Origin of the sequence: Pseudoalteromonas sp. BSi20439, assembly GCF_000241165.1 — a bacterium.
Lineage (GTDB): Bacteria > Pseudomonadota > Gammaproteobacteria > Enterobacterales > Alteromonadaceae > Pseudoalteromonas.
Genome location: NZ_BADW01000190.1, coordinates 1 through 13551, shown reverse-complemented (window position 1 = coordinate 13551; position 13551 = coordinate 1). Strand labels below are relative to the sequence as shown.

The following is a 13551-nucleotide window of genomic DNA, read 5'->3' as shown; positions in this document are numbered from 1 at the left end:
TGATATTTTTGACAAAAGTAGTCTAACTAGTTGCAAAGAATAACTCTGTGCAACTAAGCTTCTGAAGAACATAAAAGGATAGAAATTTGAATTTTTAATGACGTTATACTGAGTAATTATTATCTAAATCACTTTTGCCATTTCATTTTATTATTAGTATCGCGTGAGGAAATAATGGTTTCATCACTGCTTTGAATCCCGCCCAATTTAGAGAGTCGGTCATAAAGAACAACATTACAGGTTGCCGCTAAATTCATACAACCTATAGTTGGGATATACACAACTTCGTCGCACCATTTTAAAACGTCTTTAGGCACAGAGCCATCTTCTGGACCAAACACATAAAATGCGTTCTGAGGATGAGTAAACTCGGGTAAAGGAGTGGCACCTTCAATTAACTCAATTACCACTACTTTTGCGTCTTGTGGTTTAACTGATGCTAAATTGTCGGTGGCGGTTAATGGAATACGTTGCACCACATTTTTCGTATCAGTATGAAATTTTTGTGCATTTAAATAACGGTTGCCGGTAAAAAACACCTGCTTGGCGTCATAACAACCTGCTGCGCGTAATACACCACCCACATTGGTTGGGCTTTTAGGGTTTATTAAACCAATACTTGCTTGTAACTTACTCACTAGTTGCAATCCTTGGTTGGCCACTCGGCAATATACAAGTCAAAATCTTCCAGTTTTACATCACAATCTTTTACTGTTTTATCTTTGACTGAAATATTTAGCTCATGCATTTTAGTTTTATCGCCGTTATTAAGTAACGGATGCCACGTTGCTAAACCGCGCCCTTCATGAAGTCGGCGATAGCTACAGCTTTGGGGCATGAAAAAGATGTCTTTTAGGTTTTCTTTAGTGAGCTTAACGCACGAAGGGACTAAGGTTTGACGGTTTTCGTATTCACTACAGCCACAGGTATTGTTATCAAGATATTGACAAACAATGTTGGTAAATATTAGTTGCTCGCCTTCTCTTAGCTGATCAGTAGCAGTAAAGTCATCTTCGTCTTCACTGTCAATAAAGGTGTTTAAACAACACTTTCCACATCCATCACAAATGGCTTCCCATTCTTGCTGGTTCATTTCATTCAGGCTTTTACTAAGCCAAAATTGGGTATTTGCTAATTGTTGATCAAACATGGTGTTCTCGCCCCTTTTAAGAGCGCGCATTCTAACGTATTGCAGCAAAGCGCGCAAAGCCAATCCCTAATATCTGCATGGCTTCGCGCGATTTTATTACTGCTGAGATTTAACCCAACGTTTAATTTTTTGCTCAAGGATAGGCATAGGTAATGCACCATCAATCAATATTTGCGTATGAAACGCTTTAATATCGAATTGCTCACCTAATTGCTGGTGGGCGTAATCTCTGAGCTCTTTAATTTTAAACTCACCCAATTTGTACGATAATGCTTGCCCAGGCCATGCGATATAGCGCTCAACTTCAGCAATAACATCACTTTTTGCCATTGAAGAATTTGCTAGCATGTAATCAATGCCCTGTTGACGTGTCCAACCTTTGGCATGAAAACCTGTATCAAGCACTAATCGCATCGCTCTTAACTGCTCATCGTTAAGACGCCCATACCACATATACGGATCGGTAAATAAACCCAGTTCTTTGCCTAAGCTTTCTGCGTATAATGCCCAGCCCTCAGCAAACACCGTGTAGCCGCCGAATTTACGAAAATCGGGCAAGCTTTGCACCTCTTGTTGCAGCGCTATTTGAAAGTGATGCCCCGGAGCGGCTTCATGAATAGACAGCGTTTCGAGTAAGAACTTAGGCTGTGCTTTTAAGTTGTATGTATTGATATAAAATATACCTGGGCGCGAACCATCAGGAGCTGGTCCTGCATACGACGCTCCCGCAGCCGATTGGGCTCGATAGGCTTCAACCGCTTTGACAATATAAGGAGCCTTAGGCTCAACATTAAATAACTTTGGTAAGCGGGCGTCTATTTTTACTTTAATTTGTTCATAGGCGGCAATTAACTCATCGGCTGTTTTATAATAAAACTCATCTGAGTCACGTAAGTGGTTAAAAAAGGCTGATAATTCTCCTTCAAATCCTACGGTTTCTTTAACCGTTTCCATCTCACTTAAGATTCTTGCCACTTCACTTAAGCCAATCTCATGAATTTCATCAGCAGATAAGCTTAACGTGGTGTTTTTCTTTATTTGGTATTCGTACCATGCTTTACCATTGGGTAAATCAGCATAACCAACAGAATCGCGGGCATAAGGAATATAATCGTTAAGTAAGAAATCGCTCATTCGCTGATATGCAGGCACTAATTTATCTAAAATCAATGTTGTATACTGCGATCTTAACTGTTGCTTTTCATCAGCTGAAAAAGAATCGGGCATGGCTTTAATGGGCGAATAAAAGAGAGAATCTTCTGCGCTTGTAACAACATGCGCTTTAAATTGCGGGAGTAATTTTTTTGCTAATGGCATAGGCAGTACCACATTGTTTTTAACGCCTTGCGCCATTGATTGTTCAACACTTGCAAGCCATTTAACGAAACCTTCGGCACGCTTAATAAATTTTTGGTAGTCGGCAACAGTATTAAAAGGCTGAGCACTTTGCCCTGAACCAAATCCAGCGAAGGTATTATGCGCACCCGACATTTGATTTATCGGTAATAAATAATTTTTATATTGCATCCCCTCAAGCTTGAGGGCTAAATCTCGGGATAATACTTCAAAATTCAGTAGCGCTTGACCGGTCAGTTGTGATTCATCAATCAGCGTTAAGCGTTGTTGATATTTTTTGTAAAATGCGGCTTTTTTATCGCGATTAAGCTGCGATATTTCAGGCAAAAATTGATCATCAAATTCATGGCGGCCATTGTAAGTAGCGCTTAATGGATTAAAAGCTAATGATTCATCGTAGTACTGAGCAACGATCACATCTAATTGCTGCTCAGCTGATAATTCGCTTATTACAGGTGCGACTGACTGATTTGTGTTTAATTGTGAGCTGGTGCTCATACAACCACTTAAGGCAAACATAACGCTACTGGCAACCAGTGCTATTTTAATAACTTTCATAAATTCCCTTGTTAGTTTTTACCCGCCAATTATGCGGTTTTAAATAGCTTAAATAAAGCAATTATGGTCAATGCTATTCGTCGCTATATTATTTACTCAATAGCGCATGGTTGCTACATTCAAGTGAATGAAAATAATTATAATGACTTAAACATGAAAAAACATTTATTGACTCTATCAATCGCATTAATGAGCTTAACCAGTGCAAGTACACTAGCCACAACCTATATATCAGCCAAAGCTTTGCTTGATGTAGAAACTGGCGAGCTTAAAGCGAATCCGTTGATTGCTATAGAGGATGGCGTTATAAGCCAAATTCAATTTAATAAAAAGCCCAAGCTTAGCAGCAATGATGAACTAATAAACCTACCCACACTCACCCTAATTCCAGGATTAATGGACATGCATGTGCATTTAACCAGCGATCCAACCGTGTCTCGTAGTGAGCGTTTAGGCCAATCAGTTCCGCGTATGGCCATTAAAGCCAGCTATTTTGCTAAGCAAACCTTACAAGCAGGCTTTACCACAGTTCGTAACTTAGGTGCTGAAGGCTACAGTGTTATTGCGGTACGAGACGGTATTAATGCAGGCGATATTATTGGCCCACGCATTTGGGCTGCAGGCCCTTCATTGAGCATTACTGGTGGGCACTGCGATAATAATCGCTTACCTCCAGAGATGAAATATACTGCCACCGGCGTTGCGGATGGCCCGTGGGCTGTGCGTATTAAAGTGCGTGAAAATATTAAATATGGCGCCAATGCAATAAAACTCTGCGCCACGGGTGGGGTATTTTCTAAAGGAACAAAAGTAGGCATACAGCAATACGCCTTTGAAGAAATGAAAGCCATAGTTGATGAAGCACACATGCGTGAATTACCTGTTGCCGCTCACGCACATGGAACTAACGGCATTAAAACGGCCATTAAAGCCGGTGTAGATAGTGTTGAGCATGCTAGCTTTTTAGACGATGAAGCGATTGCGCTTGCAAAAGAGTACGGTACTTGGTTATCGATGGATATTTATAATACCGAATATACGCTGAGCTTTGGTGAGCAAAATGGCGTTGATGAAGAAAACCTAAATAAAGAACGCCTTGTATCAAAAAAACAACGCGATAGTTTTAAACGCGCTGTTGAGGCGGGTGTCAATATGGTGTTTGGTACCGACGCAGCTATTTATCCGCATGGTGATAATGCTAAACAGTTTTCCCGTATGGTTGAATTTGGTATGAGTGAATTACAAGCAATTCAAGCCGCAACCATTAACAGTGCTAAATTATTAAAGGCTGATAAACAGCTGGGGCAAATTAAAACCGGTTTTGCAGCTGATATTATAGCGGTAGACGCTAATCCACTGAAAAATATTTCTACGCTAGAGCGTATTCCTTTTGTAATGAAAGCCGGTGTCGTTTACAAGCAGTAAACCCAATACATCTTTATGAGGTTGAGCTTAGCTCAACCTTAACAATCTTTTAGCCAATGTAACTAAACTGCCCATTTAATCGTCAATACTTTATTAAAACTCCCTCTTAGTTAGGCCAACTTACACGTGCTATATCCCGTTCACGACTTTTATTTGCTTGTTTTTAGAACGCCATGCTCAATAAGCAAGCAAATAACTCATAAATAACAAAAAAATGAACTTTTTATTTAATTTTAAAATGATAACCATTATCATTCGCGCAAATTAACAAATGCGAATGGTTATCAGTTTATGAAAAGATTTCAATACTCTCTCCTCTCTTTAGCGTTTTTAAACGCAAATTTAGCAATAGCAAGCGAGTCACAAGTTAATTCAGATATTGAAAGAATTAGCGTTTACGAGCAACAAAATCGAGTGGTGATGAGTTCAGGTTTAGCGACTAAATCAGATATGTCACTTATGGAAACCCCTGCACCCGTGGTCATTGTTGATAAAGCGCTGATTGAATCACAAGGTATTGATAGTCTTCAGGATGTGATCCGCAATGTGAGTGGCTTAACTCAAGCGGGGAATAACTATGGCATTGGTGATAACTTAGTTATTCGTGGCTTGGGCGCTAATTACACTTATGATGGCATGTATGGCGGCGCAGGCTTAGGCAATACATTTAACCCTACTCGTTCTTTAACCAATGTTGAATCGATCGAAGTATTAAAGGGCCCTGCAACTGGCTTATATGGTATGGGTAGCGCCGGTGGTGTGATCAATCTTATTGAAAAGAAACCCCAATTTAACGAGCAACATACGCTAGAAATAGATATCGGTCAGTGGGATAGTTATTCACTTGCACTAGATAGCACCAATGCAATAACCGATGATTTAGCTTATCGGGTAATGGCCAAAACCGCCTCTAGCGATGGCTTTCGTGATTTAAAAGAGCAGCGCGATGAAATTTATTCGTCTTTAAAATATGTGCTTAATGACCAGCAATCTTTTGTATTGTCTGGGGCATATGTTAAAGATGCTATTGCAGTGGATTCTATTGGCCACCCTATTCGTATCTTTAATAGTGAATCGGTTAACGGTTTAACCGCTGGAGAAGTATCAGGCGCCGATTTAGTTAATGACCCTACAGCAAGTGGCATACAATTGAGTGAAGCACAACGAAATGAACTGGCTAATTCGTTGGCAAATAACGATGGCCTGACACCCTTTAACTTTGGTACCAATGGCATAATATCACCGATGGCAAAGGATAACGAAGGTGAAGAGTTGCGTTTTAAATTAGCGCATAACTATTACATTAGTGATAATTTATTTTTAAATCAACAGCTACAGTATCGTAATTACACCTCAAGCTTTGCTCGCCAAACAGGTGCTTATAATTATGTGTACTGGAACCGACGCGGTGTAATTAACCAAGACCCACGCGCACCGTTAGTTGTAGATAATGTATTACACCCTTTTGCAGCCAGACGCCAAGAATATCGCCAAGTAGAAGCAGATGAGAAATCATGGCAATACTTTTTAGATTTACGTTATGACTTTATGCTGGGCAATATAGAAAACGAATTACTGGTTAATGCCAACTACGAAGACCGAGATATTCGTTTTAAACAATACTCCATTTATGATGCCGATAAGGTTATTAAAAACAGAGACGGTGAAGTGATTTACCAAGGTGCACTACCGTACATTTTTGATATGCGTCAACCAAATTGGCCGACAGGTGAATTTGCTGATTATGATCCGCTTAAAACCAGTGATTACAATAAAAAAGTACAAGCTTGGGGCGTAGGCCTTCAGCATGTTGCTTATATTAATGACAAAATCACCACTCGTATTGGGGTTGCTCACAATCGTATTAAACAAAGTTACGAGCACTTTGGAGTTGATCCACGTTATAGCCAAAGCCGCGCAAATCCAACGCCTGAAGCAAACACATCAGACAGTGGTTTAACATATAACTTAGGTGCTACTTATCAAGTAAACGCTGATATGGCTTTGTTTTTAAATCACTCAAAAGGACGCACTGCTTACAGTGTTCTTGGCTCTGTTGCTGGTAATGAAGCTGATAGAGAAGACTCAGAATCAGTGAGTAACGATTTAGGCTTTCGATTTAAGGCATTTGATGACCAATTACTGGCATCTATTGTGGTATTTGAAAGTGCCCGCACTAATTTAGAATACGCCAACCCTCTTTATGAAGCCGGTGTGTCAGCACCTAACGTAGTAGAGAGCTTTTTTGATGGCGAAGAACAAACAAAAGGTGTAGAAATTGATTTAAATGCGTATTTGAACGATCAATGGAAAGTTAATATTAACGGTGTTTATCAAGACGCCCGCGATAAAACCAACCCAAACAGCTCAAGTTTTGATACCCGCCAAAAAGGGGTGCCTTATGTAACGGCAAGTTCATGGGTTACTTACTCAGCGGCGTTGTTTGAATTACCTCACGCAGTAGATTTAAGCGCAGGCTTAACATTTGTTGATAAACGCAGTACTAACTCAAGTTCATTCGGTATTGATAATGGCTACGTACCCGCTTATACCGTATATGATGCTGCCGTTAGCTATAAAGCTGATAACTGGCAGATGCAGTTAAACATTAATAACCTGTTTAATAAAAAATACTATTCTAAAGCCATGTTTTTAGGCGGAATGCCAGGTGAAGAACGTAATGCAAAGCTAAGCTTTAGTTACACACTTTAATAGTTTAATAATTTAAAAAGCACGGTATTTCAATTGAGATACCGTGCTTTTTTCATGTAAAAACTTAATATTAAATCGTAACAACTATGCGGCCGTTTATTTCGCCTTTAAGCATGTCATCAAAAATTTCATTAATATCTTCAAGTTTTTTCTCTTCAATGATGGCTTTTACTTTGCCTTGCGCAGCAAATTCAAGGCATTCTTGTAAATCTTTACGCGTACCTACAATAGAACCTACTACTGATACACCATTCAGTACGGTGTCAAAAATTGGCAGTGGCATATCCTCTGGTGGCAAACCAACTAATACACATTTGCCCCCACGGCGAACACTTTTATATGCTTGTTCAAACCCTGGTTTTGATACTGCGGTACAAACAACAGCATGCGCGCCACCTACTTGCTCAAAAATAGCTTCACTGGGCACCACTTCTTTAAAATCAAGTGTAATATCAGCACCTAACTCTTTAGCTAGCGCCATTTTCTGTTTGCCAGTATCAACAGCAATTACATTAAAGCCCATTGCTTTTGCATATTGCACCGCTAAGTGCCCTAAACCACCCACACCGACAATAGCAACCCATTGACCTGGTTTAGCGCCAGACACTTTTAATGCTTTGTACGTTGTTACGCCGGCACAAAATAACGGGGCAGCTTCAGCAAAACCTAAGCCTTCTGGTATTTTGATGATGTAGTCACCATGTGCTAAACAATATTCTGCATACCCACCGTCAATAGAGTAACCAGTGTTATGTTGCGATAAACAAAGGGTTTCGCGTCCATCTAAACAAAACTCACAATGGCCACACGCACTGTAAAGCCATGGTACGCCTACTCTATCGCCCACTTCTAAGTGCTTAATATTACTGCCTAGTTTTTCTATTACGCCTACACCTTCATGCCCTGGTACTAAAGGCATTTTTGGTTTTACTGGCCAATCACCATGACACGCATGTAAATCGGTGTGACACACACCACAAGCGGCTATTTTTACCAGCACATCGTTAAGACCTACTTCTGGGATAGGTAAATCGGTGATCGCTAACTTGCCTTTGTATTCTGTATTAATTGCTGCTTTCATAGTCATTCCATCGTTTATAAAAAATTATGCTATTTAACATGGGTGTTAAACAACAATGTCATGTTGCATACCCGCAACATACCTCACTATAAATGCTTAAATATTAATCTATATCAATCATTAGTCGTAAAACGTAGTTTTTTATCCCAGCTTAAGTCTTGCCATACTTAACCAGCGTGCTAGCATAGATTTCATTTATTTTTGAAACTTGTAACAATGACATTATCAGAAAAAAACTTTGCCTTTGTAATGCATTGTGGTGAGATGGGCAGCCGCTGGGGATTTAACCGCACCATTGGCCAAATGTGTGGATTATTAATTATCACTAAAGACCCCATGACAGCAAACCAAATTGCCGAGGCACTGAGTATCTCGCGCGGCAACGTCAGCATGGGAATTAAAGAGTTACAATCTTGGCAGCTGATCAAAGTAATGCATATCCCAGGGGATCGAAAAGAGTACTATGCCCCTGCAGGCGATATTTGGGATATGGCAAATCGCGTATTTGAAGAACGTAAAAAACGTGAAGTTGAGCCTACACTGAGCTTACTTAGAGATAATTTACTGGACGAAGCAAGTAACGACGATGAAATTTATGCTCAAAAACAAATGGGCGAAATCCATAACTTACTTGAAACAGTAACTAAATGGTCCTCAGAATTACAACGTTTAACTCCTGAGCAGCTTAATAAGCTAATGAAACTAGGTTCAGGGATTGGCAAAGTCATTGACCTAAAAGATAAAATATTTAAAAAAGAAATTTAGTCGATATGTAACTCACAAAAAAGCCGCAATTTGCGGCTTTTTTTAGTTATTTGCTTTAGCTTAAATCTTTGGGTAAGCAATTCTATCTGACAAATAGCCCACGCTAGTTGCAAAGTAATATGACCGATTCCAGTGCATAAATACCTTGTAGTTGTCGTATGCTAAATACATGCGCCCATTTACATCATCAGGCATCACTAGTGCAGCATCCACAGCAACATTTGGTAAATCGCTGCCATCAGCACGACGAACCCCTAATGCTTGCCAGTCAGCGAGTGAGCGCTCTGAATTGTTCCAATATTCAAGCCATTGCTTACGTGTTTTAGTACCGCGCTTTAAAATATACTGCTGATCAAAATTAGCAGGTAATTGAACTTGGCGACCCCAGGTTAAGTTGTCATTCCAGCCCTCTTGCTTTAAGTAATTAGCAATAGAGGCAAACGCGTCTTCCTTAGTTGTCCAAATATCTTTGCGACCATCATTGTTGTAATCTACAGCATAGGCATTAAATGAGGTTGGCATAAATTGAGTTTGCCCCATTGCACCTGCCCATGAGCCTTTAAATTTATCAAGCGTAATATGACCCGACTTTAATATATCCAGTGCTGCCCATAATTGGCGTTTGTATAGTGCTTCACGGCGTCCATCAAATGCTAGTGTTACCAACGATGAAATCACGTTGTGGCCACCTTGAATGGCACCAAAATTACTCTCTAAGCCCCAAATAGCCACGATAAAGCGTGCTTGAACACCAAAGTCTTTTGCGACCTTCTCTAAAACTTCTTGGTTTTCTTTATATAATTTACGCGCACGATCAATTTTCCATTGAGGCACACGTTTTGGTAAATATGTTTCCAGTGTTTCTTTTACTTCAGGCTGATTTTTATCTGCAGAAATCACTTTTTCTTTATAAGATGCAGTGGCAAATGCTTGCTCAATTAACTGAGTATCGTAGCCTTTAGCTATTGCCTCTTGCTTTAAATTAGTAAGGTATTGTTGAAACTCAGCTTGGGTTTTTGCCATCACCGATGAGCTTAAACATACACCACACAATACAACTGCTAATTTTTTAATCACTATCTACTCCATTTTGTTTTCTTAATTGACTCAGCAAGTTTTCCTCTGGTGGCGGAATTTGTAAATAATAGCCTTGGTCGCTAAGCGACTGTTTTAAAGTGTCTAAATCCGCTACGCCTAATTGAGTTCGCTTAGCTAAGTTAATGATCATCACGTACTGAGGTTGACCAAACATGGCCATTAAAGGTTCCGGAACTTTACTAAAATCGTCTCTTTTTCAATAAATAAGAAAGTATCTGCTTTTTTCTTACTTTTATATACCGCAGTTAGCATTATGGCCCTATAAAATCTTGCTTAACAGTGCTACACACTATAACATGGCAATAATAATAAGTTATAAAAATTAGTGTGGAAACTTTAATAAAAGCCTTGTTCAGCCTAGGTTTATATAAAGTTACATGCTAACTAGACAATCCAGTTGAGCATCTATGTCGGACCAAATTTTTGAGCTAAAAGGCAACCTTTTTACGTTATCAGTTTTACATCTTTATAGTACTGATATTAACCTTTTAGCAGAACAACTGTATGTAAAAATAGCCCAAGCCCCAAAATTCTTTGAGGGTGCCCCCATTGTCGTTAATTTAATTGAAGTAAAAAACAGTACAATCGACTTTGTTCATTTAAAATCACTTATTGAACGCATGAGCTTTAATGCGGTGGGTGTATGTAATGGTTCGGATGAGCAACACAAACAAGCAAAAGCTGCAGGGTTATCTGTTTTAAACTATTCACAAGACGTTAAGAGTGAACCCGCAAGAGTGGAGCCTAATACGTCAGTGGTTGAAAAAACCGTGTATTTACCAGCACAAATTATTAATGGTGCAGTACGCTCAGGCCAACAAGTTTACGCCAAAGACCGTGATTTAGTGGTGTTAGGTGCAGTAAGCCATGGTGCAGAGGTGATTGCCGATGGTAATGTACACATTTATGGAACTCTACGCGGCCGTGCTATTGCCGGTGCAAAAGGGCTAGAAAACGCATATATATTTTGTAATAAATTAGAAGCAGAACTCGTTTCAATCAATGGTAATTACTGGATCAGTGACTCACTGCAAGGTGAACACTGGGGTAACGCAGTTCAAATACAACAAAAAAATGAATCTTTAGAAATTTCAGCTTTGGTTAAAGGATAAATCTCATGGCAAAAATAATTGTCGTTACCTCGGGTAAAGGGGGTGTTGGTAAAACAACATCAAGCGCAGCAATTGGTACAGGCTTAGCATTAAAAGGCTACAAAACTGTTATCATCGATTTTGATATCGGCTTACGTAATTTAGACCTAATTATGGGTTGTGAACGTCGCGTAGTGTATGACTTCGTTAATGTAATCAATGGCGAAGCCAACCTTAACCAAGCACTCATAAAAGATAAACGTGTAGAGAAGTTATTTTTACTTCCTGCATCACAAACACGCGATAAAGATGCACTCACACGCGAAGGTGTTGAACGTGTACTTAATGAGTTAAAAGAAGACTTTGACTACATAGTCTGTGATTCTCCGGCAGGTATTGAAGCCGGTGCAATGATGGCAATGTACTTTGCTGATGAAGCAATTGTAACCACTAATCCAGAGGTTTCATCAGTACGAGATTCTGATCGTATACTTGGAATTTTACACAGTAAATCTAAACGCGCCGAAGAAGGTTTAGAAAACATTAAAGAGCATTTGCTAATAACACGCTATAATCCAGATCGTGTAACAAAAGGTGAAATGCTATCTGTTGAAGATATCCAGGACATTTTAGCCATCGACTTACTAGGTGTCATTCCTGAATCTCAAGCAGTACTTAGTGCATCTAACTCAGGACAACCCGTTATCCTTGATAGCGAATCTGACGCAGGCCAAGCTTATGCCGATGCGATCAGTCGTTTATTAGGTGAAACGGTTGAATTTAGATTTTTAGATGTTGAGAAAAAGGGTTTATTCAAACGGATATTTGGAGGTTAATGTGTCTTTACTTGACTACTTCCGCTCAGAAAAGAAAAACAGTGCGTCATTAGCAAAAGAGCGATTGCAGATCATTGTCGCGCACGAACGTTCTCAGCGTGGTACACCTGATTACTTGCCGCAATTAAAGCAAGATATATTAGATGTCATTCGTAAGTACGTAAATGTAGGCGCCGATGCGGTTCAAGTTCAGTTTGATCAAAATGAAGACGATTTAGCCGTACTCGAGCTCAATGTCACATTACCTGACGAAGAAAAGAAATAACAAACAAGGGCGCTAAGCGCCCTTTTTATTTGTTTGTCACTCGCCTTTATGACTTTAATTATCCCACTCTTTAAGGGCATCTTTAACAAAGTCATAGCGCCATGAACTGAGTAAATCTGGCTTTATGTGATTTGCTTTTTGTTCATCCGTTAATTTCCAATTCCAACTAATTAGCTGATTAATTTGCTTTTTAGATGCCATGACGTCTTCTGGTATATTGTGCTCTTTAGCAACTTTCGTAATTTTTTGTTTGATTTCTTTCGCTACTTTTTTATACGTAGGAAAATCAATGAGACGTTTGAGTACTTGTGGGTGCTGTTCAGGTGGAACTGTTTTAGCCTGCTCAATGCACTTTAAAATTTCAACCCCTGAACGATTCACTTCAATAGGCTCAACACCCGGAATTTGTCTCAAGGCATTTAAACTTGAAGGACCTCGTTTAGCGATTTCAGACATGTTATGCTCTTTTAGCACAAAGTTAAGCGCTAGATTTTTTCGAATTGCTTTATTTCTTCGCCACACAGCTAACTCTTTAAGTACCGCTAATTCATGCGGCTTAAGCTGCCATGCATTTTTAATCTCTTTATAAAGTAACTCATCTGGTGTTTGAAAAGCACGCTTGTTTGCCACTAATTCACTTTCATTGATCACAATGTCGAATAAATCAGCTGCTTTAATGCTGTCTATAATTAACTCAAAACAAGGCAGTAAGTGAAACGTATCGGCCGCAGCGTATTCAAGTTGTTTTTGAGTGAGAGGACGTTGTAACCAATTGGTGCGCGATTCACTTTTATCAATTTCAATATTCAATAAGGTTTTTACCATTAAGGCAAACCCCATACAGTTGCCCTCACCTAATAGCTGAAGTGCAAACTGAGTATCAAACAATGGATAAGGAACAAAACCTGCGTATTTTTGAAAAACCTCAATATCTTCAGAAGGAGAATGAAGTACTTTTAACACGTTTTGATCTTTAAGTATCTGCCAAAAATCAAATAAGGAAAGCTCTGCAAGCGGGTCGATGAGTGCTAAATGTTCGCCATCATAAACTTGAATGAGTGCAACTTCGGGATACAAAGTACGGCGGCGCATAAACTCGGTATCAATAGCAAGAATGGGTTTGTTTTTTATTTGTTCTACAAACGTATTTAGCTCATTTTGGGTTTGGATCAATTGGTAGTGCACTGAGTCTCCTACAATAAAAAAAGACGCAC

The 13551-nt window shown here is 39.4% G+C and carries 12 protein-coding genes and 1 pseudogene; 6 read left to right on the top strand and 7 right to left on the bottom strand.

All coding sequences use genetic code 11. The features are described 5' to 3' along the window. Positions 1-128: 128 nt before the first annotated feature. The 3 genes from P20439_RS14990 to P20439_RS14980 all read right to left on the bottom strand — a co-directional run bounded on the left by P20439_RS14990 (position 129) and on the right by P20439_RS14980 (position 3064). Entirely contained in the window at positions 129-638 is a 510-nt protein-coding gene (locus P20439_RS14990; RefSeq protein ID WP_008111512.1) for an RNA methyltransferase, read from the bottom strand. Beyond that, positions 638-1150 carry a YcgN family cysteine cluster protein gene (locus tag P20439_RS14985; RefSeq protein ID WP_008468055.1) on the bottom strand — a complete coding sequence of 171 codons (513 nt, stop codon included), beginning with the start codon at positions 1148-1150 and terminating at the stop codon, positions 638-640. Before P20439_RS14985 ends, P20439_RS14990 begins: the two co-directional genes overlap by 1 nt. 96 nt (positions 1151-1246) lie before the next feature. Then, positions 1247-3064, bottom strand: a complete 1818-nt coding sequence (locus P20439_RS14980) for a DUF885 family protein (protein ID WP_008111515.1) — start codon at positions 3062-3064, stop codon at positions 1247-1249. 153 nt (positions 3065-3217) lie between these two features. On the opposite strand from P20439_RS14980, the gene P20439_RS14975 reads away from it, so the two are divergent. Next, positions 3218-4489, top strand: a complete 1272-nt coding sequence (locus P20439_RS14975; protein WP_036934326.1) for an amidohydrolase family protein — start codon at positions 3218-3220, stop codon at positions 4487-4489. A 291-nt stretch (positions 4490-4780) separates the two neighbouring features. Then, positions 4781-7201 carry a TonB-dependent siderophore receptor gene (locus P20439_RS14970; RefSeq protein WP_008468054.1) on the top strand — a complete coding sequence of 807 codons (2421 nt, stop codon included), beginning with the start codon at positions 4781-4783 and terminating at the stop codon, positions 7199-7201. A 70-nt stretch (positions 7202-7271) separates the two neighbouring features. On the opposite strand, the gene adhP is transcribed toward P20439_RS14970, so the two are convergent. Next, on the bottom strand, positions 7272-8282 hold the full coding sequence (gene adhP, locus P20439_RS14965) for an alcohol dehydrogenase AdhP (protein WP_008111520.1): 1011 nt from the start codon (positions 8280-8282) through the stop codon (positions 7272-7274). Between the two features lie 216 nt (positions 8283-8498). Here adhP and P20439_RS14960 point away from each other — a divergent pair, with 216 nt between their 5' ends. Next, the gene (locus tag P20439_RS14960) at positions 8499-9047 is read left to right on the top strand and encodes a GbsR/MarR family transcriptional regulator (RefSeq protein WP_008111522.1); all 549 of its coding nucleotides are present in this window, start codon (positions 8499-8501) and stop codon (positions 9045-9047) included. A 60-nt stretch (positions 9048-9107) separates the two neighbouring features. Here P20439_RS14960 and P20439_RS14955 read toward each other — a convergent pair whose 3' ends face one another. Next, a complete protein-coding gene (locus P20439_RS14955; protein ID WP_008111524.1) occupies positions 9108-10124 on the bottom strand; it encodes a lytic transglycosylase domain-containing protein in 1017 nt (338 codons plus the stop codon). After that, a pseudogene (locus tag P20439_RS14950) lies at positions 10117-10397 on the bottom strand (YcgL domain-containing protein). Before P20439_RS14950 ends, P20439_RS14955 begins: the two are co-directional and overlap by 8 nt. 155 nt (positions 10398-10552) lie before the next feature. On the opposite strand from P20439_RS14950, the gene minC reads away from it, so the two are divergent. From minC to minE, 3 genes are read left to right on the top strand one after another with little or no spacing between them, the layout of a single operon-like run. Further along, complete coding sequence (gene minC / locus P20439_RS14945) at positions 10553-11257, top strand: septum site-determining protein MinC (RefSeq protein WP_008111529.1); 705 nt, start codon at positions 10553-10555, stop codon at positions 11255-11257. 5 nt (positions 11258-11262) lie between these two features. After that, on the top strand, positions 11263-12072 hold the full coding sequence (gene minD, locus P20439_RS14940; protein ID WP_008111531.1) for a septum site-determining protein MinD: 810 nt from the start codon (positions 11263-11265) through the stop codon (positions 12070-12072). Between the two features lies 1 nt (position 12073). Then, entirely contained in the window at positions 12074-12337 is a 264-nt protein-coding gene (minE, locus tag P20439_RS14935) for a cell division topological specificity factor MinE (protein ID WP_008111532.1), read from the top strand. A gap of 54 nt (positions 12338-12391) precedes the next feature. Here the strand turns inward: minE and rnd are convergent, their stop codons facing one another. After that, positions 12392-13522 carry a ribonuclease D gene (gene rnd / locus P20439_RS14930; protein ID WP_008468052.1) on the bottom strand — a complete coding sequence of 377 codons (1131 nt, stop codon included), beginning with the start codon at positions 13520-13522 and terminating at the stop codon, positions 12392-12394. Positions 13523-13551 lie beyond the last annotated feature (29 nt).